Annotated in this window: 23 protein-coding genes; 13 read left to right on the forward strand and 10 right to left on the reverse strand. The window is 53.4% G+C overall.

Annotated elements, in window-relative coordinates:
* Positions 1-36: 36 nt before the first annotated feature.
* Positions 37-843, forward strand: a complete 807-nt coding sequence (gene tcdA / locus JOE25_RS24085; RefSeq protein WP_012146512.1) for a tRNA cyclic N6-threonylcarbamoyladenosine(37) synthase TcdA — start codon at positions 37-39, stop codon at positions 841-843.
* Here the strand turns inward: tcdA and csdE are convergent.
* On the reverse strand, positions 834-1268 hold the full coding sequence (gene csdE / locus JOE25_RS24090; protein WP_209639828.1) for a cysteine desulfurase sulfur acceptor subunit CsdE: 435 nt from the start codon (positions 1266-1268) through the stop codon (positions 834-836). The genes tcdA and csdE overlap by 10 nt on opposite strands.
* Before the next feature lie 18 nt (positions 1269-1286).
* On the reverse strand, positions 1287-2492 hold the full coding sequence (gene csdA / locus JOE25_RS24095; RefSeq protein ID WP_209639953.1) for a cysteine desulfurase CsdA: 1206 nt from the start codon (positions 2490-2492) through the stop codon (positions 1287-1289).
* A gap of 196 nt (positions 2493-2688) precedes the next feature.
* Between csdA and JOE25_RS24100 the strand changes: the two genes are divergently transcribed.
* From JOE25_RS24100 to rlmM, 4 genes are all read left to right on the forward strand, one after another.
* Entirely contained in the window at positions 2689-2913 is a 225-nt protein-coding gene (locus JOE25_RS24100; RefSeq protein WP_209639831.1) for a YgdI/YgdR family lipoprotein, read from the forward strand.
* 392 nt (positions 2914-3305) lie between these two features.
* On the forward strand, positions 3306-4223 hold the full coding sequence (locus tag JOE25_RS24105; protein WP_020828381.1) for a transcriptional regulator GcvA: 918 nt from the start codon (positions 3306-3308) through the stop codon (positions 4221-4223).
* 53 nt (positions 4224-4276) lie between these two features.
* On the forward strand, positions 4277-4672 hold the full coding sequence (locus JOE25_RS24110) for a DUF423 domain-containing protein (protein ID WP_209639834.1): 396 nt from the start codon (positions 4277-4279) through the stop codon (positions 4670-4672).
* Positions 4665-5768: a 23S rRNA (cytidine(2498)-2'-O)-methyltransferase RlmM gene (gene rlmM / locus JOE25_RS24115; RefSeq protein ID WP_037418444.1), complete on the forward strand. Its 1104-nt coding sequence runs from the start codon at positions 4665-4667 to the stop codon at positions 5766-5768. Before JOE25_RS24110 ends, rlmM begins: the two co-directional genes overlap by 8 nt.
* A gap of 86 nt (positions 5769-5854) precedes the next feature.
* On the opposite strand, the gene xni is transcribed toward rlmM, so the two are convergent.
* The 3 genes from xni to queF all read right to left on the reverse strand — a co-directional run bounded on the left by xni (position 5855) and on the right by queF (position 9167).
* Entirely contained in the window at positions 5855-6610 is a 756-nt protein-coding gene (xni, locus tag JOE25_RS24120) for a flap endonuclease Xni (RefSeq protein ID WP_209639956.1), read from the reverse strand.
* A gap of 156 nt (positions 6611-6766) precedes the next feature.
* Positions 6767-8131: a nucleotide 5'-monophosphate nucleosidase PpnN gene (gene ppnN, locus JOE25_RS24125; protein WP_209639837.1), complete on the reverse strand. Its 1365-nt coding sequence runs from the start codon at positions 8129-8131 to the stop codon at positions 6767-6769.
* A 190-nt stretch (positions 8132-8321) separates the two neighbouring features.
* Positions 8322-9167: an NADPH-dependent 7-cyano-7-deazaguanine reductase QueF gene (queF, locus tag JOE25_RS24130; RefSeq protein WP_209639840.1), complete on the reverse strand. Its 846-nt coding sequence runs from the start codon at positions 9165-9167 to the stop codon at positions 8322-8324.
* A 63-nt stretch (positions 9168-9230) separates the two neighbouring features.
* Between queF and syd the strand changes: the two genes are divergently transcribed.
* Entirely contained in the window at positions 9231-9782 is a 552-nt protein-coding gene (gene syd / locus JOE25_RS24135) for a SecY-interacting protein (protein WP_209639842.1), read from the forward strand.
* A 617-nt stretch (positions 9783-10399) separates the two neighbouring features.
* Here the strand turns inward: syd and JOE25_RS24140 are convergent.
* Positions 10400-11638: an MFS transporter gene (locus JOE25_RS24140; RefSeq protein ID WP_209639846.1), complete on the reverse strand. Its 1239-nt coding sequence runs from the start codon at positions 11636-11638 to the stop codon at positions 10400-10402.
* A 183-nt stretch (positions 11639-11821) separates the two neighbouring features.
* On the opposite strand from JOE25_RS24140, the gene JOE25_RS24145 reads away from it, so the two are divergent.
* From JOE25_RS24145 to JOE25_RS24155, 3 genes are read left to right on the forward strand one after another with little or no spacing between them, the layout of a single operon-like run.
* On the forward strand, positions 11822-12151 hold the full coding sequence (locus JOE25_RS24145; RefSeq protein WP_209639848.1) for a YqcC family protein: 330 nt from the start codon (positions 11822-11824) through the stop codon (positions 12149-12151).
* The gene (gene truC, locus JOE25_RS24150; protein WP_209639851.1) at positions 12151-12921 is read left to right on the forward strand and encodes a tRNA pseudouridine(65) synthase TruC; all 771 of its coding nucleotides are present in this window, start codon (positions 12151-12153) and stop codon (positions 12919-12921) included. Before JOE25_RS24145 ends, truC begins: the two co-directional genes overlap by 1 nt.
* Positions 12922-12954: 33 nt before the next feature.
* Entirely contained in the window at positions 12955-13404 is a 450-nt protein-coding gene (locus JOE25_RS24155; protein ID WP_209639853.1) for a flavodoxin, read from the forward strand.
* A gap of 81 nt (positions 13405-13485) precedes the next feature.
* Here the strand turns inward: JOE25_RS24155 and JOE25_RS24160 are convergent, their stop codons facing one another.
* The 4 genes from JOE25_RS24160 to map form a co-directional block, all read right to left on the reverse strand.
* The gene (locus JOE25_RS24160; RefSeq protein WP_006318690.1) at positions 13486-13875 is read right to left on the reverse strand and encodes a DUF3461 family protein; all 390 of its coding nucleotides are present in this window, start codon (positions 13873-13875) and stop codon (positions 13486-13488) included.
* Between the two features lie 129 nt (positions 13876-14004).
* A complete protein-coding gene (dapD, locus tag JOE25_RS24165) occupies positions 14005-14829 on the reverse strand; it encodes a 2,3,4,5-tetrahydropyridine-2,6-dicarboxylate N-succinyltransferase (RefSeq protein ID WP_037418465.1) in 825 nt (274 codons plus the stop codon).
* A 43-nt stretch (positions 14830-14872) separates the two neighbouring features.
* Positions 14873-17551 carry a bifunctional uridylyltransferase/uridylyl-removing protein GlnD gene (gene glnD, locus JOE25_RS24170; protein ID WP_209639856.1) on the reverse strand — a complete coding sequence of 893 codons (2679 nt, stop codon included), beginning with the start codon at positions 17549-17551 and terminating at the stop codon, positions 14873-14875.
* Between the two features lie 130 nt (positions 17552-17681).
* Positions 17682-18476 (reverse strand): type I methionyl aminopeptidase, encoded by a 795-nt coding sequence (gene map, locus JOE25_RS24175; RefSeq protein WP_209639859.1) that lies wholly within the window; start codon positions 18474-18476, stop codon positions 17682-17684.
* Between the two features lie 357 nt (positions 18477-18833).
* Here map and rpsB point away from each other — a divergent pair, with 357 nt between their 5' ends.
* The 4 genes from rpsB (at position 18834) to frr (ending at position 22218) form a co-directional block, all read left to right on the forward strand.
* Complete coding sequence (gene rpsB / locus JOE25_RS24180) at positions 18834-19559, forward strand: 30S ribosomal protein S2 (RefSeq protein ID WP_004952226.1); 726 nt, start codon at positions 18834-18836, stop codon at positions 19557-19559.
* 128 nt (positions 19560-19687) lie between these two features.
* Positions 19688-20539, forward strand: coding sequence for a translation elongation factor Ts (tsf, locus tag JOE25_RS24185; protein ID WP_209639862.1), 852 nt, complete (start codon positions 19688-19690; stop codon positions 20537-20539).
* A 272-nt stretch (positions 20540-20811) separates the two neighbouring features.
* Positions 20812-21537 (forward strand): UMP kinase, encoded by a 726-nt coding sequence (gene pyrH / locus JOE25_RS24190; RefSeq protein WP_004952223.1) that lies wholly within the window; start codon positions 20812-20814, stop codon positions 21535-21537.
* A gap of 123 nt (positions 21538-21660) precedes the next feature.
* Positions 21661-22218, forward strand: coding sequence for a ribosome recycling factor (gene frr, locus JOE25_RS24195; protein ID WP_209639865.1), 558 nt, complete (start codon positions 21661-21663; stop codon positions 22216-22218).
* Positions 22219-22251: the final 33 nt, after the last annotated feature.

Here is a 22251-nt window from a genome sequence, read left to right on the forward strand (position 1 = left end):
CCCTTATCATTTGCAATGTTAAGGTATTGAAGCGTTATGAGCACAGCCTATTCTGAAGCCTACCTGCAGCGTTTTGGCGGCACGGCACGTTTGTACGGTCAGCAGGCATTGGCACTGTTTGCCCAGGCGCACATTTGCGTGATTGGCATCGGCGGCGTGGGCTCTTGGGCGGCAGAGGCACTGGCGCGCACCGGAATCGGTGCCATCACACTGATTGATATGGATGATGTCTGCGTCACCAACACTAACCGCCAGATTCATGCGCTACGCCAGCATGTTGGTCAGTCAAAAACGGAAGTGATGGCGGAACGTATTTTGGCGATCAACCCAGAGTGTCGGGTGACGTGCATTGACGACTTTATTACTGCCGACAATGTCGCAGAGTTGCTGAATAACAATTTTAGCTATGTCATTGATGCGATTGACAGCGTGCGGCCGAAGGCGGCACTGCTGGCCTATTGTCGCCGTTACAAGATCCCCGTGGTTACTACCGGTGGTGCCGGTGGCCAGATAGATCCTACCCAGATTGCGGTAGTCGACTTGGCGAAAACCATTCAGGATCCGTTAGCCGCCAAATTGCGTGAACGGCTGAAAAATGACTTCAACGTGGTGAAGAACAGCAAGGGTAAGCTGGGTATTGACTGCGTGTTTTCGAGTGAACCCCTGGTTTACCCGCAGCCGGATGGCAGCGTTTGTGCGTCGCGGAGTACCGCGGAAGGGCCAAAAAGAATGGATTGCAGTGCAGGGTTTGGTGCGGCAACGATGGTGACCGCCACCTTTGGCTTTGTCGCTGTTTCCCATGCCCTGAAGAAGATGGTAGCAAAAGCCGCGCGTCAGGCGTAGCGAGCGGCCATCGTTTTCACGGCGCCAGCCAGAGCCCCCAACCCGCTGGCGCGGGTGGCGCTGAGCTGGGCACGCAGTGCAAGCTGCTCAAACAGTGCCAAGGGATCCATTGCCACGATTTGCTGTGGCGTTTTTCCTTCGACCGCCGTCAACAGCACCGCCAGCAGGCCGCGTACGATGCGGCCTTCGCTGTCACCATAAAAGTGCATGGTGCCGTCCGCCAATAGCTGATGCCCCAGCCAGACCCGGTTCTCACAGCCACTCAATTCCATTTCCGCTGCACGTAATGCTTCTGGCAGCGGCGGTAATTGCTTCGCCAGCATGATCAGTTGGCGATAGCGATCTTCCCACTGTTTCAGCGCGGTAAACTTCTCGGTTAATGCCTCGGCGGTTATTTCATGGCCAAAGGGATGGGGGGCAAGCATAGTCTCTCCGGGAGTCATTTAGTCGGCCAGCAGGTCGATGGCGCTCTGCAGTGCGGCCACCAGGGCATCGACGTCTTCCTGGGTGTTGTAAGGCGCAAAAGAGGCACGTAACGTCCCGCTGACCCCCAATGCTGCCATGAGCGGCTGAGCGCAGTGCTGACCTGCACGCACCGCGATGCCTTGTTCTGCCAGCAAGGTGACGATATCACTGTGGTGGATACCGGCAATATCAAACGCCAACAGGCTGGAGCCAGAACAACGGAAGCTGCGGAACCCCGGCAGTTGCGCCAACTGTTTCTCTGCCAGATCGGCCAGTTCGCGGCTGTAGTGCTCAGCTGCCGCCATATCCTGATTGCCCAGCCATTCCAGCGCTGCGGCCAGCCCTAACACACCCGCGATATTTGGCGTACCGGCTTCAAAACAGTGTGGGGGGTTTTGCGGCGTGAAACCGTCGAATGACGCCAGCGTTAACATCTTGCCGCCCCCTTGCCAGGGGGCCATCTGCGCCAATAATTCACTTTTACCGTACAGTGCGCCAATGCCGGTCGGGCCATAGAGCTTATGCCCAGAGAAGGCGTAAAAATCTATGTTAAGTTGCTGAACGTCGGCCGGGCAGTGCACGATACCTTGTGCGCCGTCGATCATCACGCGTGCGCCGACGCTGTGGGCCAAATCTATGGCGTGTGCCAGATCCGGGCAACCGCCAGTGACGTTGGACATCTGTCCCAGAGCCAGCAGGCGGGTTTTATCGCTGAGCAGGCTCGGTAATTGTGCAAGATCGGGTAACGAGTCTGCGCCAAGCGGCAATTTCACCACGCGTGCGCCGGTTTGTTCAGCCACCATGAGCCAGGGAATCAGGTTGGCGTGGTGTTCGGCCTCACTCACCAGGATTTCGTCACCCGGCTGCAAGCGCGGGCGCGCATAACTTTGCGCCACCAAATTGATGGCTTCAGTCGTACCCCGGGTCCAAATAATGTCATCGGCTGACGGAGCATTCACAAGCTTAGCGACTTGCTGACGAGCCTGTTCGAAACGCAGGGTCAGATCTTGCGCCGCGCGATGTTGGCTGCGGTGCACGGTGGCAGCGTCGTCACGGTAAAACTGCTGCGTAGCGTTGATGACCGCCAAGGGTTTCAACGCGGTGGCGGCGCTATCAAGATAAATACCCGCTTGTTGCAAAGCAGGAAACTGATTACGAAAAGCGATGGGGTTAAAAGGTGTCATACCCTGATTGTCACTGGCTTGAGTCAATGGTTGATCCTGTCTTATTTTATCGCCAGAGACAAGCTATCCCGCATATTAGGATTCATCGGCTGGAAATTATGGGTAAGTTTGTTATGCTGTTAGGTGCGCACTAAGTCATGACGTTAAATAATATAAAAGGTTTTTTACAGCATTTAAAACTACAAAGGAGTCCACAATGAAGAAAACAGCCGCAGTTATCTCTGCCCTGATGCTAACGTTTACCCTGGCAGCCTGTTCCAGCAACTACGTGATGCAGACCAATGATGGACGTACCATTGTCGCTAAAGGAAAGCCCGCGTTGGATAATGATACAGGCATGATCCGCTATAAAGACGCCAATGGCGTTGAGCAGCAGATCAACCGTTCAGACGTGAAGGAAATGGTTGAAAGCGACCAGTAACGTCGGTCAAAAGCGGGTAAAAAAAAGCACCGCAAAGATTGCGGTGCTGCATAAAATCACTATGGACAGACAGGGTAAATGTACAGGAAGTGAAAAAACAGTAGCTTAGCTACCACGTCTGGATTGCCAGACAATTTGCAAACACAACATCACAACCACAAGCCAAAAGTTCATCGATGTCCTCGACACCCAATTCCTTTTCGTTCCGGCCCGGGAAGTGCCGCCACTATAGGTATTTGCTGGCGCATGCTCAACGGACAATTTATAATGGCTCGGATTAAAAAAACTAATGGTAGCGCTTTGCTGTCCTGTGCCTATTGCACGGCAGACAACGCCGCTTGATTTTTTATGCCGAATCATTCGGAATATTGTTACACAAAAGTAGCTAATAAATGTCTAAACGCTTACCACCTCTTAATGCGCTGCGGGTCTTTGACGCGGCTGCCCGTCACCTGAGTTTTACCAAAGCGGCTGAAGAGTTGTTTGTCACCCAGGCTGCGGTGAGCCACCAGATCAAGTCGCTGGAGGACTTCCTTGGCCTGAAGCTGTTTCGGCGTCGAAATCGCTCTCTATTGCTGACGGAAGAAGGGCAAAGTTATTACCTGGATATCAAGGAAATCTTCTCCTCAATCAATGAGGCGACGCGTAAGTTGCAGGCGCGTAGCGCCAAGGGCGCATTAACCGTCAGTTTGCCCCCGAGTTTTGCTATTCAGTGGTTGGTGCCACGACTGTCTGGCTTTAACTCAGCTTATCCGGGAATCGATGTGCGAATCCAGGCGGTGGACCGCGAAGAAGACAAGTTGGCGGATGATGTCGACGTAGCGATTTTCTATGGTCGTGGTAACTGGACGGGGTTACGTGCCGAACGTTTATACGCGGAATACCTGCTGCCGGTATGTTCACCGAGCTTACTGACTGGGGAACATGCATTAAAAGTGACGAGCGATCTGGCTTATCACACGCTACTGCATGATACTTCCCGCCGCGATTGGTTGGCATATACGCGCCAACTGGGGTTACAACACATTAATGTGCAACAAGGCCCGATTTTCAGCCACAGCGCCATGGTGGTTCAGGCGGCAGTACATGGGCAGGGGATTGCGCTGGTAAATAACGTGATGGCGCAGACCGAGATTGAAGCCGGAAGGTTGGTTTGCCCGTTTAACGATGTTTTAGTCAGTAAAAATGCTTTTTATCTGGTATGTCATGACAGCCAGGCAGAACTGGGTAAAATAGCCGCCTTTCGTCAGTGGATCCTGGCACGCGCAGCCAGCGAACAAGAAAAGTTCCGCTTTCGCTACGAACAATAAGGCAGGCCGCCATTTTATTGCTGCCCGCTTTCTTTAAATAAAGGTAAATAACGATGAGCAGTCGTTCAATGCTGATTTTTGCCGCTATCAGTGGCTTTGTATTTGTTGCTCTGGGCGCGTTTGGCGCACACGTATTAAGTGGCACGTTAGGCGCTAACGAGATGGTTTGGATCCGTACCGGTCTGGACTACCAAGGGTTCCACACTCTGGCGATCCTGGCGTTGGCCGTGGCGATGCAACGCCGCGTTAGCCTGTGGTTTTATTGGAGCGGGGCGCTCTTGGCGCTCGGCACTGTACTGTTCAGCGGCAGCCTGTACTGTCTGGCGCTGTCACACCTGAAGGTCTGGGTTTATATCACGCCGGTTGGCGGCATGTGTTTCCTGATCGGCTGGGCATTGATGTTGATTGGCGCTTTGCGTCTGAGGAAAAAGGCCGAGCGCCATGAATAGACTTGCGTTGTATTGCCGTCAAGGCTTTGAAAAAGAGTGCGCGGCGGAAATTACCGCCAAGGCAGCTGAACTGGAAGTGTTTGGCTTTGCCAGAGTAAAAGATAATAGCGGCTACGTGCTGTTTGAATGTTATCAACCGGATGACGCCGATCGCCTGGCACGGGAAATTCCGTTCCGCGAACTGATCTTTGCCCGCCAGATGCTGGTGGTTGGCGAGTTGCTGCGTGATTTGCCGCCGGAAGATCGCGTATCACCGATTGTTGGCATGCTGATCGGTGTGGTTGACCGTGGTGGTGAGCTACGTGTTGAAGTCCCTGACACCAACGAAAGCAAAGAACTGTTGAAGTTTTGCCGCAAGTTGACGGTACCGTTGCGTTCTGCAATGCGTGAACAGAAGGTGTTGATGGCGCGTGAAAACGCAACCCGCCCCGTGGTCCACGTGTTCTTTATTGCGCCGGGTTGCTGCTATGTCGGCTATTCCTTCAGCAATAATAATTCACCGTTCTACATGGGGATCCCACGTCTTAAGTTCCCATCCGATGCGCCAAGCCGTTCTACGCTGAAGCTGGAAGAGGCATTCCACGTATTTATCCCTGCCGATGAGTGGGATGAACGTTTGGCCAGTGGCATGCATGCGGTCGATCTGGGCGCCTGTCCGGGCGGTTGGACCTATCAATTGGTGCAGCGTAGCATGATGGTACATGCGGTAGATAATGGCCCAATGGCGCCGAGCCTGATGGATACCGGTCAGGTAACGCACCACCGCGCCGATGGCTTCCGGTATGAGCCTTCCAGCAGCAAGATTTACTGGCTGGTGTGCGACATGGTGGAGAAGCCGGCGAAAGTGACGAGCTTGATGATTCAGTGGCTGGTGAAAGGGTGGTGCCGTGAGGCAATCTTCAACCTTAAACTGCCGATGAAAAAACGCTACGAAGAGGTGTCGCAGAACCTGTTGTCCATCAAAGAAGCCTTGGACTCGGCGGGTATCAGCTCAGAAATCCATGCCAAGCAGCTGTACCACGATCGTGAAGAGGTTACGGTGCACGTTCGCCGCATGTGGTCAGCCGTGGCTGGCCGTCGCGACGAGCGTGAATAAGAACGCTGCCGGCACTAATCTTATACCCTAAATCATTCGAGTTGCAGGATCTAATACCCCTGCAGTTTGAAGTATGACGGGTATCGTTAAACCGGTAACCGCAGTTGCTGCAGGTTGCCGGTTAACACCAGATCGGTTCGTAGCGTCGCCACCTTTTTACTGATATAAGCCATTTCGCGGTGCTGCTGCAGTTTACCGCGCCATTTCTCCGGCACCTGTTCCAGACTCTGATATAACCCATCAAGCGAACCTGCCTGCTGTAACAGCAATACCGCCGTTTTCGGTCCGATGCCGGCTACGCCAGGGATCTTGCTGCTGCTGATCCCCGCCAATCCCCAGTAATCTGACAGCTGCTGTGGCGATACCCCAAACTCCTGTTGCACAAATGGCATATCCAACCAGCGTTTTTGGAAGTAGTCACGGATTTGCACACTTGGTGCCAACAGTTGGCAATAACCTTTGTCGGTGGACACAATAGTTACCTGATGACCGCCGCCAGCGATCTTGGCCGTCAGGGTTGCCGCCAGGTCGTCGGCTTCATTGCCGGGCGAGTGCCAACAGGCGACGCCAAGGGCGGCGAACGCCTGACGAAGCTGCGGCATTTCCTGCTGTAAATCCGCCGGCATCGGCGAACGGCCTGCCTTATAGTCGGGCAGGATTTGGTGACGCCAGCTTTCACTACGATCGTCTTCGTCGAACACCGCGACCGCGTGGGTTGGGCGGCTGTGCTGGATCAACTGTTGCAACGCATGTTGGCAGGCAGTCACGCAGGGGGAACCCTGCACGGCGTGAATGCGGCGGATGAGGTTTAGGGCGTCGACAATCAGTAGGTGTATATACACGTTATCCTTCACGCTGGTTCTTTGTTGGCTGCCTTCACTCACCCCGGTCACACAGTTATCTATGCTCCCGGGGATTCACTCTGTTGCCGCCTCGATGCAGCTTAAATGATTTCGTGTATCGGCAGCGTTCGCGGTTAAAAATGAGGCCTGGTTGAACTAGGCGACGATTTCGTAGCAGGGAACATAAGCGGTGCCGGGAAGCTTCATGCGATGTTGGGCGACAAAGCCCTGCAGCAGGCTGTCCATTTGCTTCATCATCTGCGGTTCGCCGTGTAGCTTGTACGGGCCAAACTGCTCAATAGCATGAATGCCATTTTCCTTCACGTTACCGGCTACAATACCGGAAAATGCGCGACGTAGCGCAGCTGCCAATTGTTCGGCAGGCTGATCCGGGTACAGGTTGAGATTGGCCATATTTTCGTGGCTCGGCTCAAACGGCAATTGCAGATCGGGTGCGATACGGATTGACCAGTTAAAGCTGTAGGCATCGCCGGTATTACGGCGGTTCTCTTTCACCAATGGCATGGCTTTCTTCATCTGACGTGCGACCTCGGCCGGATCGTCGATGATGATGGTGTAATGGCGGCGAGCTTCTTCGCCTAACGTGTTCTTGATGAACTCGTCCAGCACACGGAAATAGTCGGCGCTTTCTTTCGGCCCCGTGAGGATCAGTGGCAATACCTGCTCGCTGTTCTCTGGGTTCATCAAGATCCCCAGAAGATACAGCAGTTCTTCCGCCGTGCCGACGCCGCCCGGGAAGATGATAATACCGTGAGCGATACGCACAAAGGCTTCCAGACGTTTTTCAATGTCTGGCATGATCACCAGTTCATTAACCAGCGGATTAGGCGGTTCGGCGGCGATGATTGAGGGTTCGGTCATGCCGATAAAGCGGCTGTTATAGTAGCGTTGTTGCGCATGGCCTACCGCGGCGCCTTTCATCGGTGCTTCCATGGCACCCGGTCCGCAACCCGTGCAGATGTTCAGCTCGCGAAGGCCGAGTTGGCTACCCACTTTACGTGCGTACAGGTATTCGTTTTCGTTGATCGAATGGCCGCCCCAGCACACCACCATATTAGGATCTTCATCGAGATGCAGCGCACGGGCGTTGCGCAAGATAGAGAACACCAGGTTGGTAATGTGGGCCGAGTTTTCCAGGTTCAGATGTTGGAAACGGCCAGCGCTATCTATTTGTCCGTGAACGAACAAGATGTCACGCAGTACCGCAAACAGGTTGGCTTGCAGTGACCGGATAATTCTGCCATCAACAAAGGCTTCTTCCGGTGGATTCACCAGCTCAAGTTTGACGCCGCGCTCACGGCGCAGCACGTTAATATCAAAGCTTTCGTAACGCGACAGCAGCTGTTTGCTGTTGTCGGTCTGGCTGCCGGAATTCAAGACGGCCAGCGAACAGTTGCGGAATAGACGGTAAAGATCGCTGCTGGCGGTGCGCTTTAGCATGTCCACTTCCAGCTGCGACAGCAAATCCATAGAGCCAAGTGGGCTGATGTGTGTAATCAAGGTAACTCCTTTGCTCCCGGAATGGGGCAGTAGTAATCCATACGCAGCAGAACAGCATTTCGTTATTGTTAGCGCACTGCGGCAAGACCCGACCGGAATGCCCGGTGCTCCTGATTTAACCTTACCGCCGTCCCTTATTTTTTACCAATACAAACCGCTCGTTAGCTCAGTTGTTGAGCAATGTTCCGCACTATTGGCGTGCCAGGCGGCCATGTGAAGGGACAAAGTCAGTGTTACTGCGCCATGGATTGATGTCCAACCCGCCACGACGGGTATAGCGTGCGTAAACGGTCAGGCTCTGCGGTTGGCAGTAGCGCATCAAATCGTTAAAAATACGCTCTACACACTGTTCGTGGAATTCATTGTGGTGACGGAAAGACACCAGATAACGTAGTAGCGCCTCACGGTCGATTTGTGCCCCTCGATAATGAATTTGTACTGAACCCCAATCGGGTTGGTTGGTGATCAGGCAATTGGATTTCAGCAGGTGGCTGACAAGTTGCTCTTCGACCTGTTGCGTGCCGGCGGCATTTTTCAGGTAATCCGCGTTGAACGCGTAATCATCGATGCGAATGTCCTGGTGATCGATACATTCGCCGTCTAGCCGGGCGATCTGGCTCCCTTCCAATTGATCGACGCGGAACAATGAGACGCTGACTTCACCTTGCGCGCAAAGAGAAAGATCGCGTTGTAAGGTAGTGCGTACGGTCTCCCAGTCGCTAAACGGCGTCTGGTTAAAACTGTTGAGATACAGTTTGAAGCTTTTGGATTCAATCAGGTTGGTACTGTCGGCGTTGAGGCTAATCTCACCGACTGCGACCTGCGGCAGGCCGTTGTCGTTCAGCCAAGAGAGTTCGTACAGCGTCCAAATATCGGCACCGTGAAACGGCAGGTTGTCGGGATACAAACCCAGCGGCTCGCGGTTCATGCTGCGTGGCACCGCCTGCAGCAGCGTGGCGTCGTAGCGATCGCAATACGCGGTAGCTTTGCCTAGCGTCAATGCCGAAAGGGCATGATGATCTTGATATGAGGACATCTGCTGTCACCTTGGTCATAGATAGGTACAATGGATGCCAGTTTACCGTATGCGAGAAAAAATATGGACCATGATGTACCGCACGCCCTGCGTGAATTCACCCAGCGCTATGTTGATCTTTGGCAGCAAGAACGCGGTCATGCGCCAGCAAGTCAAGATCTATACGGCGTGCCGTCGCCTTGCCTCGTAGAAAATCGGGATAACGAGGCGCTATGGTTGCCGCAGCCGTTTACCCCAGCAGCGACGCTGGAAAAGGTAGCGACTGCGCTTGATCTGAGTCTGCAACCCGACATCAACCTGTTTTATACCCAACAGTATGCGGGGGATATGACCGCGCAGTTCGGTGAGCATGATGTGACACTGCTGCAGGTGTGGAGCGAGGATGATTTTATTCGCCTGCAAGAAAACCTGATCGGCCATCTGGTGACGCAAAAACGCCTAAAACTGTCGCCAACGTTATTCCTGGCCACCACAGAATCAGAAATGACCATGGTCTCGTTGTGCAACGTGAGTGGTAACGTGGTGCTGGAACAGTTTGGGAGTGATAAACGTACGTTGTTGGCGGCTTCGTTGGGGAATTTCCTCGACGCATTGCGCCCTCGACTGGGCGTTTGACGCTAATTTCACCGTAATCCGTGTGAGAGATCTCTCACACGGGCTGTGAGAGATCGCTTTTAATTTTTCCCTGCCACTGGCTTAGACAGATTTTATTGTTATCCAGATCAATTGGTTAGAATTTCTTTAGGATAACTCTTAGTATTAATTTCCTGTCAACCAACCAGTAAGCCCTTGTGAACCAGAGATAATTAAGCGATCTTATGTTTACCGGAAGGGACGCTGTGGAGCTGGAAAGCATCAGGATGATGCAGCTTCAGGACGAAGAAAGGGATGCGCTCAGTGAAGAGCGAAGGATGGCGTCAGGAGATGCCCAGGATGTTTCAGGATTGAAACCAGGGACACCTCCAGGACGGAGATTGAGAGCCGGCACAGGATGGTTGGCGGGCCATGAAGGCTGAGGAACCGCATCAGGACGATGTTAGAGGATAGCGCCAGGACGGTTTGGTCAGGATGGCCGCAGGAAAAGTTTTCAAGGATTGAGCAGGGAGCACACTGTGTAGCAGGACTGCTATAAAACGAACCGAGGGCACTGTTAGCGCAGTGCCCTCAACTTTTATATTGGTTATGCTTTGAGCATCAAAGATGCTTGTCCCTGTTCACATTCATCTCAGCTATTAACCAATTGCCCCCAGCGTATCGCCATGACCCTGTTTTTTCGGTAGCAGGAATAATGTGGCGTAAATATCCAGCAGGTAAATCGCTGCCAGCAGGCTGATTGCCGCAGTGAAGGATACCTGGGTCACCAAGACGCCGATGACCAATGGCCCCAAACCGCCAATGCCGCGCCCCAGATTAAACAGGATGTTCTGCGCGGTAGCGCGCGCCTGAACGGGGTAGGTATCCGAGATCAACGCGCCGTAGCCACCAATCATGCCATTAACGAACAATCCCATCAGCGCCCCGGCAAACAACATTAGCGTTGGGTCGCTAAGCTGCGCGTAGACAATCACCATCACTACGGCACCAATCTGATAGCTGACGAAAATCTTCCAGCGGGTGAAGCGATCGGCCAAGACGCCAAATAGCCAAATGCCGAATGTCATGCCAATCACCGTGACCGCGGTCCACAAACCAGACTTGGTCAGCGAAAAACCGAAGTTTTTTGCCAGATATGTTGGCATCCAAATCATCAGTCCGTAATAACCGAAATTCTGCACCGAGCACAGAATAAAAATACCGATGCTGGCTTTGCTGGTGGCTCGGTCCTTGAACAGCAGCCTAATACGTTGAGTGAAGGACAATGTCTCACCGGTACGTTGCTGGTGGACGAATTCCTCCGGCTCACCCAAGGTGCGGCGGATCAGGAATGAAACCAACGCCGGGAGCAACCCAACCAGGAACATACCGCGCCAGCCAATATGGGTCAGCAGTAACGGCGTGAGAAACGCGGCTGCCAGCACCCCAAGTTGCCATCCCATGCCCACATAAGCGGAGGCGCGATTACGTTTTTCCGCTGGCCAGGCTTCGGCGATCAGCGCCATGCCGATACCAAACTCACCGCCTAGTCCGATCCCCGCCAGTGTGCGGTAGGCGAGTAAATCCCAGTATCCCTGCGCCAGGGCGCACAGACCCGTAAATAACGAAAACATCAGGATAGTGAGGGTCAATATCCGAATGCGTCCAAAGCGATCGCTGAGGTGGCCGAAAATCACGCCTCCCAGTACGGCGCCGATCAGCGTCCAGGTGACTAGTGAACCGGCGGCGGAAGAACTCAGCCCCATTTCGATACTGATAGCGGGCAGCATAAAGCCGAGGATCAGCAAGTCGAAGCCGTCCATCGCGTAGCCGGTGACTGAGGCAAGCATGGCTTTGCCGGGTGTGGCGTGATTTTTTATCGGTGTAGTTGCGGGCATCTGTCTAATCTGCGTGGTTTATTTGGTGAGTATATTGTGCCGTGCGGTGCTGTAGGCTACCAGTTCAAATGCTCGAAGGTTATCCACTCAGCTGGATTTGGGCTATAAAAAGTAAAATGCTATGCTTTGCCGCCTTTCAGCCGCGCCGCTGAATATCATGGTTTAAACGGATCGAGAATGCAGATGAGTATACAAAATCAGGTTCGCCTTAGTTTGCAGGCGATTGAACAGTCAATGCGAGAGTTGGCGCTGTGGCAGGCCACGCCGCCAGAGCCTGAAGCCTTCGCCAGCCCCGAGCCGTTTTGCATAGGCAGCATGTCGGCAGAAGCGTGGTTGCAATGGGTCTTTCTACCACGTATGTACGCGTTGTTGGACGCCGGTTCGCCTCTCCCGACGCGTTTCGCTATTGCGCCTTACTTTGAAGAGGCACTGAAAGATAGCGAACCTAACTGCATGCCGCTGCTGGTACAGTTGCAGCGTCTGGATCTCATGCTGAATAAAGAGCCTCAATAATGCTTGAGATCCTTTATCAGGATGAGTACTTGGTGGCGGTGAACAAGCCCTCCGGGTGGTTGGTGCACCGCAGTTGGTTGGATCGCCATGAAACCCAATTTGTCATGCAGACCGTGCGCGATCAGATCGGCCAGCATGTGTTTACCGTACATCGGCTCGATCGCCCTACCTCCGGTGTGCTGCTGATGGCACTCTCCAGCGACGTCGCGCGGCTGCTATCGCAGCAGTTTGAACAACATCAGATGCAAAAAACCTACCACGCGGTAGTGCGTGGTTTTGTGCCAGAAGGCGATACTATCGATTATCCGCTGACGGAAGAGCTGGATAAAATTGCGGACAAATTTGCCTCGAAGGATAAAGGGCCACAACCAGCAGTGACGCATTATCGATCACTGGCGCAGGTAGAGATGCCGGTGGCCATTGGGCGTTACGACAGTGCGCGCTATAGCCTGGTCGAACTGAAGCCGGAAAATGGCCGCAAACACCAGCTGCGCCGCCATATGGTGCATATCCGTCATCCGATCATCGGTGACAGTAAACACGGCGACCTGCGTCAGAACCGGGGTATGGCTCAGCATTTCGGTTGTTCACGCCTGATGCTCCACGCCAGCCATTTACAACTGAATCACCCGGTGACCGGTGAGCCGTTGCTTCTTTCTGCGCGTTGGGATGAGCCCTGGCAGGGTGTCATGTCACAATTTGGCTGGGCAGAGAGTATCCCTGAGCTTGCCAGGGTTGAGTTTCCCCTGACGAGCGGTCAGGATAGTTGATCATTTTCAAAGGTATGTAAGGGAGTAGGGGCAATGGCTCAGGTTGGAATCTTCGTGGGAACGGTCTACGGTAATTCGCTGTTAGTGGCAGAAGAAGCGGAAAATATCCTCAGCGAACAGGGCCATGAGGTCAAACTGTTTGAAGAGGGTACGCTTGAGGCTTGGCAGTTTTACCGTCAACACTACGCATTGGTGATTACCTCCACGACGGGTCAAGGCGATTTGCCGGACAGTATTGCACCCTTGTTCCATGCGATCCGTGACCAGGTCGGTTACCAACCGGAACTGCGTTATGGGCTGATCGCGCTGGGTGACAGCAGCTATGACAATTTCTGCGGCGCTGGGCGGGCATTTGATGCACTGCTTCAGGAACAGGGGGCAACCCGTGTAGGAGAAGTGCTGGAAATTGATGCGATGGAACAGCCTGAGCCGGAAGTGGTTTCTTGCCCGTGGGTCGAGCAGTGGGGAACATTGCTGAAATAGCATTACCCGTCGCCTGTAGGGTGCGAATACATTCGCACCGATTGATGCGGGCGCAGCATGCTGCGCCCCTACAGTTACAGCTTATTTACCGCGGGTCAGTTTTTCCAGATCGGATTCGATCTCGGCAATTTTGTGTGAGACCACACCTTCCAGATGACGCAGGTCATCAAGAATTTTGCGTTTCAGATCCACTTCCACCTGATCGCGTTGGCATAGCTGATCTAGCTCATCAATGACGTAGCGCAGGTTCGGGTTTATTTCATGGATTTCTTTGTAACCCTGACCGGCGTTGTCTGCTACCACAGTTTTACGTTGGCGCGGATATTTGAATTTCACGCTCTTGGCAAAGAACTCGCCTTTGTCCTTGCGGAAATAAATCTTAAGAATGTCGTTATTGGCCTCCTGACGCAGGCTATAGCGATCGACATCTTCCGGTTGATTGATTCCTAAGCTTTTCAGGTTGTCATACATAATAGCGCCACCTTATAAATAGACTTTATTCCACGGTCTGGGATTATGGCGAATAACCACGCCAGAGACTGTGACTGCTCACATAATGAAGACAAAAAAATGGCGGGTTAATCACCCGCCATATCTATTTTAGTCGATGGTGCGTAATAACTCATTAATACCGACTTTACCGCGCGTCTTGGCATCGACTTTCTTGACGATCACCGCGCAATACAGGCTGTAAGAGCCATCTTTGGACGGCAGGTTACCGGAAACCACCACGGAACCTGCTGGGACACGACCGTAATGCACCTCACCGGTTTCACGGTCGTAAATGCGGGTGCTTTGGCCCAGATATACGCCCATGGAGATCACCGAGCCCTCTTCCACGATCACGCCCTCAACCACTTCTGAGCGTGCGCCGATGAAACAGTTGTCTTCGATGATGGTTGGGTTAGCTTGCAGGGGCTCCAGAACGCCACCGATGCCCACGCCGCCTGACAGGTGTACGTTTTTACCGATCTGCGCGCAAGAACCGACGGTGGCCCAGGTATCCACCATGCTGCCTTCGTCAACGTAAGCACCGATATTCACGTAGGAAGGCATCAGAACCGTGTTGCGTGCAATAAATGCACCTTGGCGAACCGTGGCTGGTGGTACGACGCGGAAGCCTTCTTTCTGGAAGCGCGCTTCATCGTAATCAGCGAACTTCATTGGCACCTTGTCGTAATAACGGGTTTCTGCACCGTCCATCACTTTGTTGTCATTAATGCGGAAAGAAAGCAGCACGGCCTTTTTTAGCCACTGATGCGTTACCCACTGACCGTCAATCTTCTCGGCAACGCGCAGGGCGCCGCTGTCCAGCAGGCCGATCACCTGGTTTACCGCTTCGCGCGTTACGGTGTCTGCGTTCGCCGGAGTGATTTCTGCACGGCGTTCGAAGGCGCTTTCAATAACGTTTTGTAATTGCTGCATGCTGTTCTCTGTCCTGATGTTGTCTACGAAAAAGTTACTTGTATCACAATTTATCGTTTGGATTGAGGGCCTCTGTCAACCGTTGTTCCAACTTTCTGCGTGTTTCCGGGTTAAGGGCGCGTCGATCGCTGTCGGCAAGAATAAATAAATCTTCCACCCGCTCCCCAATGGTGGAGATGCGTGCGCCGTGCAGAGACAGACCGAGATCGGCAAATACTTCGCCTACCCGGGCCAGCAGGCCGGGTTGATCCAGTGCGGTCAGTTCCAGATAGCTCCGGCGGTCAGTATGGGTTGGCAAGAAACTGACCTCGGTCGGCACGCTGAAATGACGCAGCTTGGAGGACGGCCTGCGCACGCGCGGCGGTTGATACTCTCGTTGAGTAATGGCCTGCACCAGTGCGTGGCGGATCGCCGCGTGACGGTCCTGGGCGAGTGGACTGCCATCGGGTTCCAGCACAATAAAGGTATCCATTGCCATGCCGTCGCGGTTCGTGAAGATTTGTGCGTCATGAACACTGAGGTTACGCCGGTCCATTTCGCCGGCTACGGCGGCAAACAGATACGGACGGTCAGGGCTCCAAATGAAAATTTCAGTGCCCCCACGCGTCGCTTGTCTGCTGACCAATACCAGCGGTTTGGTGGAGTCATGGGCCAACAAGTGGCGTGCGTGCCAGGCCAACTGATTAGGCGAGTGGCGCAGGAAGTAATCGGCACGGCAGCGGCTCCAGATACGGTGCAGCGCTTCTTCATCGATATTATCCATACGTAACAGGGCCAAGGCCTGCAGGCGGTGATGGCGCACGCGCTCACGCAGATCCGGGCTGTTTTGCATGCCACGGCGCAGCTGTTTCTCGGTGGCAAAGTACAGTTCACGCAACAGGCTCTGTTTCCAGCTGTTCCACAGGGTTTCGTTGGTGGCACAGATGTCCGCAACGGTCAGACAAACCAGGTAACGCAGACGGGTTTCGCTCTGTACTTCTGCGCTAAACTGCTGAATAACCATCGGATCCTGAATATCACGGCGTTGTGCGGTTACCGACATCAACAGGTGGCAACGCACCAGCCAGACAACCAATTGGGTCTCTCTGGAGTTCAAACCGTGCAATTCAGCGAACTCCAACACGTCTTGTGCACCCAGGATAGAGTGGTCGCCGCCACGTCCTTTAGCGATATCGTGGAACAAGGCGGCCAACAACAACAACTCTGGGTTTGGCAGACGCGGATACAGCTCCACACACAGCGGGTGGCGTGGCCGGGTTTCCGCATCGGCAAAGCTTTCCAACTTTTGCAGGACGCGAATGGTGTGCTCATCAACGGTATAGGCATGAAACAGATCGAACTGCATTTGCCCGACAATTTTGCCCCACTGCGGCATATAGGCCCACAGCACGCTGTGGCGATGCATCGGCACCAGCGCCCGTGATACCGCGCCTGGGTGGCGCAAAATGGCCATAAACAGTTCGCGAGCCTCTGGAATGTTGCACAGTGGCTGCTTTAGGTGCCGACGCGCGTGGCGGAGTTGACGCACCGTGGTGGAGTAAATGCCTTTGATATCGCGGTTGCGTACCATCAGGTAGAACATCCGCATGATGGATTCAGGTTGGCGGATAAACAATGTTTCGTCACGCAGGTCGATAAGATCGCCGCGCAGTTGAAAATCATCATTCAGCGGGCGCGGCTTTTCTGTCGCGTCCAGTGCGAGGATGGCTTCGTCGAACAGTTGCAGCAGCATGTGATTCAATTCGCCCACGCGGCGCGTCATGCGATAAAAGTCTTTCATCATGCGTTCAACGGGCTCGTTGCCTTCCCCCTCGTAGCGCAACAGCTGCGCTACACTGAGTTGGCGATCGAACAGCAGCCGGTTGTCATAGCGCGGCAGCACCAGATGCAGGGCAAAGCGGATGCGCCACAGGAAGCTTTGGCACTCGTTGAGTTCGTTGCGCTCGGCCTGCGTGAGGAAACCGAAACCGACCATTTCGTCCAGTGAGGTCGCCCCGAAGTGACGGCGAGCGACCCACAATAGCGTGTGAATATCGCGCAACCCGCCGGGACTGCTTTTGATGTCTGGCTCAAGGTTGTAACTTGTGCCGTGATAACGCTGATGGCGTTCCTGTTGCTCAACCAATTTCGCGTGGAAAAATTTGGGGGATGGCCAGAAGCCATCGCTGAAGATGTGTTTCTGCATTTGCAAGAATAGGGCGACATCACCGCAGATCATTCGCGATTCAATCAGGTTGGTGGCAACGGTCAGGTCTGCCAGCCCTTCCAACAGGCACTCCTCCAGCGTTCGCACGCTGTGGCCCACTTCGAGCTTCAGGTCCCATAGCAGGGTGATAAATTCCCCTACACGCTGTGATTGCTGCTCATTCAGGCGGCTCTGACTCAGCACCAGCACGTCAATGTCCGAAAGCGGGTGCAATTCGCCACGACCATAGCCACCAACCGCCACCAGTGCGGTTTCAGGGATATCTTTAAAGCCGTAGAAGGCCCACAGGCGGCGTAGCAGACGGTCGATAAAGTCGCTACGGGCGGCGACCAGGCTTTCCGCGCTGGAGCCGGCATTAAATGCCGCGGCGAGCCAGAGTTGGAACTGCTCAAGGCGCTGTTTCAGCGCGATGCAGTTAATCTCCTCATCGCCGTAGGCGTTGGGATATTCAGGCTGCTCTGGCATGGCCTGTTGTGGAATGACCGAGGTGTCGTGTTGGCGGAAGTTTTCAGACATAGTACGCAGCCCATAAAAAAGGCCGGTAATCCCCTTCATCTTTCCCGTTGCTACCTTGCCGCAACTGGAAATCCCTCGGGTTAATACCAGCCTATCTATATAACGAGCTGCAGTGACGCAGTTGCAGCTCTTACATTTCGTGCGTAATGATGTTGGGGATGGTGTCATCCTTGCGCAACGTCATTATCTCGCAGCCGTTATCTGTGACCACAATAGTATGCTCATACTGTGCCGACAAGCTGCGATCTTTAGTTTTTACCGTCCAACCGTCTTTCATGGTACGAATGCGGTAATCACCGGCGTTAACCATAGGTTCGATCGTGAAGGCCATACCGGCCTGCAACACCACGCCGCCGTCATCGGCGTCATAGTGCAGTACCTGCGGTTCTTCATGGAACACCTCGCCAATACCGTGGCCGCAGTACTCACGTACCACGGAAAAGTTTTCGGCTTCGACGAACTTCTGGATCTCTTTGCCCAGCGTGCGCAGGCGGATGCCCGGCTTCACCATTTTCAGTGACAAATACAGGCTTTCTTGCGTGATGCGGCACAGGCGCTCACCCAGAATGGTAGGCTTGCCAACAATGAACATCTTGGAGGTATCGCCATGGAAACCGTCTTTGATCACGGTGACGTCGATATTCACGATGTCGCCATCTTTCAAGACTTTGTCATCGCTCGGGATACCGTGGCAGACCACTTCGTTGACCGAAATACAGACGGACTTCGGAAAACCGTGGTAGCCAAGACAAGCAGAAATGGCCTGCTGTTGGTTGGTGATGTGATCGTGACAGATACGATCCAGTTCGCCGGTGGTCACGCCAGGTTTGACGTGCGGCTCGATGATTTCCAGCACTTCGGCGGCCAATCGGCCAGCCACGCGCATTTTTTGGATGTCATCAGGTGTTTTAATTGAGATTGCCATGAAATTCGTCCGCAGGTGTCGTGCTCGACGACAACAGAAAGAAATAAGAAGCAGTCTCTTATGGTACCAGCCCGGCCAGAGGCTGCCAAATTTGATTTCTTTGACAGCCTCTGGCCGGTAACAAAAGTTGGTGTCGGGGGCGGGTTTATGGTATAAAGCGCGCCGGCAGATCCGCTCTTCGTCCTTGTGATAATGGCGGAAAAGACCGAAAATACTTTAACTGCACTCACTTTGTGTAAATAACACACACGTATCGGCACATCCGCCGGGGTGCCCTGAGGTGATTTATCACCGCCAGGGTCGGCGTTATGGGATACGTGGAGGCATAACCCCAACTAACTCTATAGAGGTTTAATCATGGCAACTGTTTCCATGCGCGACATGCTCCAGGCCGGTGTACACTTTGGTCACCAGACCCGTTACTGGAACCCGAAAATGAAGCCTTTCATCTTCGGCGCACGTAACAAGGTTCACATCATCAACCTGGAAAAAACTGTACCAATGGCCAACGCAGCACTGGCTGAACTGACCAAGATCTCTTCCCGTAAAGGTAAGATCCTGTTCGTTGGTACTAAGCGCGCAGCAAGCGAAGCGGTAAAAGAATATGCTAACAACTGCGATCAGTTCTTCGTGAACCATCGCTGGTTGGGCGGCATGCTGACTAACTGGAAAACCGTTCGTCAGTCAATCAAGCGTTTGAAAGATCTGGAAATCCAGTCTCAAGATGGCACCTTTGACAAGCTGACCAAGAAAGAGGCGCTGATGCGTACTCGCGAACTGGCTAAGCTGGAAAACTCCCTGGGTGGTATCAAGGACATGGGTGGTCTGCCTGACGCTCTGTTCGTAATCGATGCTGATCACGAACACATCGCGATCAAAGAAGCCAACAACCTGGGTATCCCGGTATTCTCTATCGTTGATACCAACTCCGATCCAGACGGCGTTGACTTCATCATCCCTGGTAACGACGATGCAATCCGTGCAATCAAATTGTACCTGACTGCCGTTGCTGCCGCCGTCCGTGAAGGTCGTTCTCAAGATCTGGCCGTTCAAGCGGAAGAAAGCTTCGTAGAAGCTGAATAATAAGGCAAGCTCGTCACTGAGCCCTTATTAACCAGGTATTGAATATGTTGGTTAGGGGGGCCTTTATAGGCCCCCTTTGCTTATCTGAATGAGAACTGTCTCTACGCGAGATAACCGAGGAAAAAGAAATGGCTGATATTACCGCTGCTCTGGTAAAAGAACTGCGCGAGCGTACTGGCGCTGGCATGATGGATTGTAAGAAAGCGCTGGTTGAGTCCAACGGCGACATCGAGCTGGCAATCGAAAACATGCGCAAATCTGGTGCGATCAAAGCGGCGAAAAAAGCAGGCAACGTAGCTGCTGACGGCGTGATCAAAACCAAGATCGAAGGCAACTACGGCGTGATCCTGGAAGTTAACTGCCAGACTGACTTCGTTGCTAAAGATGCCGGTTTCCAGGCATTCGCTGACAAAGTGCTGGATGCTGCTGTTGCAGGCAAAATCACTGATGTTGAAGTGTTGAAAGCACAGTTCGAAGAAGAGCGTGTAGCGCTGGTTGCCAAAATCGGTGAAAACATCAACATCCGTCGCGTGGCTTCCCTGGAAGGCGACGTGTTGGGCAGCTACCTGCACGGCGCGCGTATCGGCGTTCTGATCGCGGCTAAAGGCGCTGATGAAGAGCTGGTTAAGCAAATCGCTATGCACGTTGCGGCAAGCAAGCCAGAATTCGTTAAGCCTGAAGATGTGTCTGCTGAAGTGGTAGAAAAAGAGTACCAGGTTCAGCTGGACATCGCCATGCAGTCTGGCAAGCCGAAAGAAATCGCTGAGAAAATGGTTGAAGGCCGCATGAAGAAATTCACCGGCGAAGTTTCTCTGACCGGTCAGCCTTTCGTTATCGAACCAAGCAAAACCGTTGGCCAGGTGCTGAAAGAGCACAACGCTGACGTTGTTAACTTCATCCGCTTCGAAGTGGGCGAAGGCATCGAAAAAGCGGCAAATGACTTTGCTGCTGAAGTTGCAGCAATGAGCAAACAGTCTTAATGACTGTATACCCGATAGATTTCGCGGTGCGGCAAGGCGGCAACTGAGCGAACTTCCAGAAGCCTGGTTTACCAGGTGACTGGGGTCAGTGACGGCAGCCAACGCAGCGGCAACGTGAAAGATGAAGGGTATAATGGAGCCGCCGTCAGGCGGTTCCATTCTATCCAGCCAGAATTACACCGGTGGCAAGCCCTGTGGCATTATACTCAACACAGGCGCGTTTCATCGGCTGAAATCCCCAATACTAATACTGCTTCTTAGGACAGAACTCCATGGCAACCAATGCAAAACCCGTATATCAGCGTATTCTGCTTAAACTGAGTGGCGAAGCCCTGCAAGGCGCAGAAGGTTTTGGTATCGACGCTAGCGTTTTGGATCGCATGGCTCAGGAAGTTAAAGAGCTGGTCGAACTGGGAATTCAGGTCGGTGTAGTTATTGGCGGCGGTAACCTGTTCCGCGGCGCGGGCTTGGCGCAAGCTGGCATGAACCGCGTAGTGGGCGACCACATGGGAATGCTGGCTACCGTGATGAACGGCCTGGCTATGCGTGATGCACTGCACCGTGCCTATGTGAACGCCCGCCTGATGTCGGCAATTCCGTTGAACGGCGTGTGCGATAACTACAGTTGGGCAGAAGCAATCAGCCTGCTGCGTAATAACCGCGTGGTGATCTTCTCCGCCGGTACCGGCAACCCGTTCTTCACCACCGATTCAGCTGCGTGTCTGCGCGGGATCGAGATCGAAGCGGATGTGGTATTGAAAGCGACCAAAGTGGATGGTGTATACTCCGCTGACCCGGTTAAAAACCCGGATGCAACACTGTATGAGCATATCACCTATCAAGACGTGTTGGAGCGTGAACTGAAAGTGATGGATCTGGCGGCATTTACGCTGGCTCGCGATCACGGTCTACCAATCCGCGTATTTAACATGAACAAACCGGGTGCGCTGCGCCGGGTGGTGATGGGTGAGAACGAAGGTACGCTGATCAGCAAATAAGGCTGTTCTGCCAAATTTAGTGGGAGCGGGTAACGCTATGCGTTGTGCGCTCTCCTTGAGTAAAATTCACGGGCTATACTGTGGTATAGCCTGCCAAGTATCCAGCTTCCAAGGGTTCGCAACGTGATTAATGAAATCAGAAAAGATGCTGATTCACGCATGGAAAAAAGCGTAGAAGCATTCAAAAACCAAATCAATAAAATCCGTACCGGTCGTGCTTCTCCAAGCATCCTGGACGGCATCATGGTGGAATACTATGGTTCCGCTACGCCACTGCGTCAGTTGGCTAACGTGACCGTTGAAGACTCCCGCACCCTGGCAATCAACCTGTTTGATCGCTCTTTGGGTTCTGCGGTAGAAAAAGCCATCATGTCTTCTGACCTGGGTCTGAACCCAAGCTCAGCGGGCAGCGTGATCCGCGTTCCATTGCCTCCTTTGACGGAAGAGCGTCGTAAAGACCTGATCAAAATCGTACGCAATGAAGCAGAACAGGGCCGTGTGGCTGTACGTAACGTTCGCCGTGACGCCAACGATAAAGTTAAAGCGCTGCTGAAAGACAAAGAAATCAGCGAAGACGAAGATCGTCGCTCACAGGACGATGTTCAGAAACTGACCGATGCGTACATCAAACTTCTGGATGCCGCGCTGGCGGATAAAGAAAAAGAGCTGATGGAATTCTAATCAGCATCGCGCAGAAAAAAAGCGTCGCCTGGG

Origin of the sequence: Serratia sp. PL17 (assembly GCF_017832355.1) — a bacterium.
Taxonomy (GTDB): Bacteria; Pseudomonadota; Gammaproteobacteria; order Enterobacterales; family Enterobacteriaceae; genus Serratia.

Coding starts and splice junctions, on each gene's coding strand:
- tcdA (WP_012146512.1), top strand. CDS start 37: ATGAGCACAGCCTATTCTGAAGCCTACCTGCAGCGTTTTGGCGGCACG.
- csdE (WP_209639828.1), bottom strand. CDS start 1,268: ATGCTTGCCCCCCATCCCTTTGGCCATGAAATAACCGCCGAGGCATTA.
- csdA (WP_209639953.1), bottom strand. CDS start 2,492: ATGACACCTTTTAACCCCATCGCTTTTCGTAATCAGTTTCCTGCTTTG.
- JOE25_RS24100 (WP_209639831.1), top strand. CDS start 2,689: ATGAAGAAAACAGCCGCAGTTATCTCTGCCCTGATGCTAACGTTTACC.
- JOE25_RS24105 (WP_020828381.1), top strand. CDS start 3,306: ATGTCTAAACGCTTACCACCTCTTAATGCGCTGCGGGTCTTTGACGCG.
- JOE25_RS24110 (WP_209639834.1), top strand. CDS start 4,277: ATGAGCAGTCGTTCAATGCTGATTTTTGCCGCTATCAGTGGCTTTGTA.
- rlmM (WP_037418444.1), top strand. CDS start 4,665: ATGAATAGACTTGCGTTGTATTGCCGTCAAGGCTTTGAAAAAGAGTGC.
- queF (WP_209639840.1), bottom strand. CDS start 9,167: ATGTCCTCATATCAAGATCATCATGCCCTTTCGGCATTGACGCTAGGC.
- syd (WP_209639842.1), top strand. CDS start 9,231: ATGGACCATGATGTACCGCACGCCCTGCGTGAATTCACCCAGCGCTAT.
- JOE25_RS24140 (WP_209639846.1), bottom strand. CDS start 11,638: ATGCCCGCAACTACACCGATAAAAAATCACGCCACACCCGGCAAAGCC.
- JOE25_RS24145 (WP_209639848.1), top strand. CDS start 11,822: ATGAGTATACAAAATCAGGTTCGCCTTAGTTTGCAGGCGATTGAACAG.
- truC (WP_209639851.1), top strand. CDS start 12,151: ATGCTTGAGATCCTTTATCAGGATGAGTACTTGGTGGCGGTGAACAAG.
- JOE25_RS24155 (WP_209639853.1), top strand. CDS start 12,955: ATGGCTCAGGTTGGAATCTTCGTGGGAACGGTCTACGGTAATTCGCTG.
- JOE25_RS24160 (WP_006318690.1), bottom strand. CDS start 13,875: ATGTATGACAACCTGAAAAGCTTAGGAATCAATCAACCGGAAGATGTC.
- dapD (WP_037418465.1), bottom strand. CDS start 14,829: ATGCAGCAATTACAAAACGTTATTGAAAGCGCCTTCGAACGCCGTGCA.
- glnD (WP_209639856.1), bottom strand. CDS start 17,551: ATGTCTGAAAACTTCCGCCAACACGACACCTCGGTCATTCCACAACAG.
- map (WP_209639859.1), bottom strand. CDS start 18,476: ATGGCAATCTCAATTAAAACACCTGATGACATCCAAAAAATGCGCGTG.
- rpsB (WP_004952226.1), top strand. CDS start 18,834: ATGGCAACTGTTTCCATGCGCGACATGCTCCAGGCCGGTGTACACTTT.
- tsf (WP_209639862.1), top strand. CDS start 19,688: ATGGCTGATATTACCGCTGCTCTGGTAAAAGAACTGCGCGAGCGTACT.
- pyrH (WP_004952223.1), top strand. CDS start 20,812: ATGGCAACCAATGCAAAACCCGTATATCAGCGTATTCTGCTTAAACTG.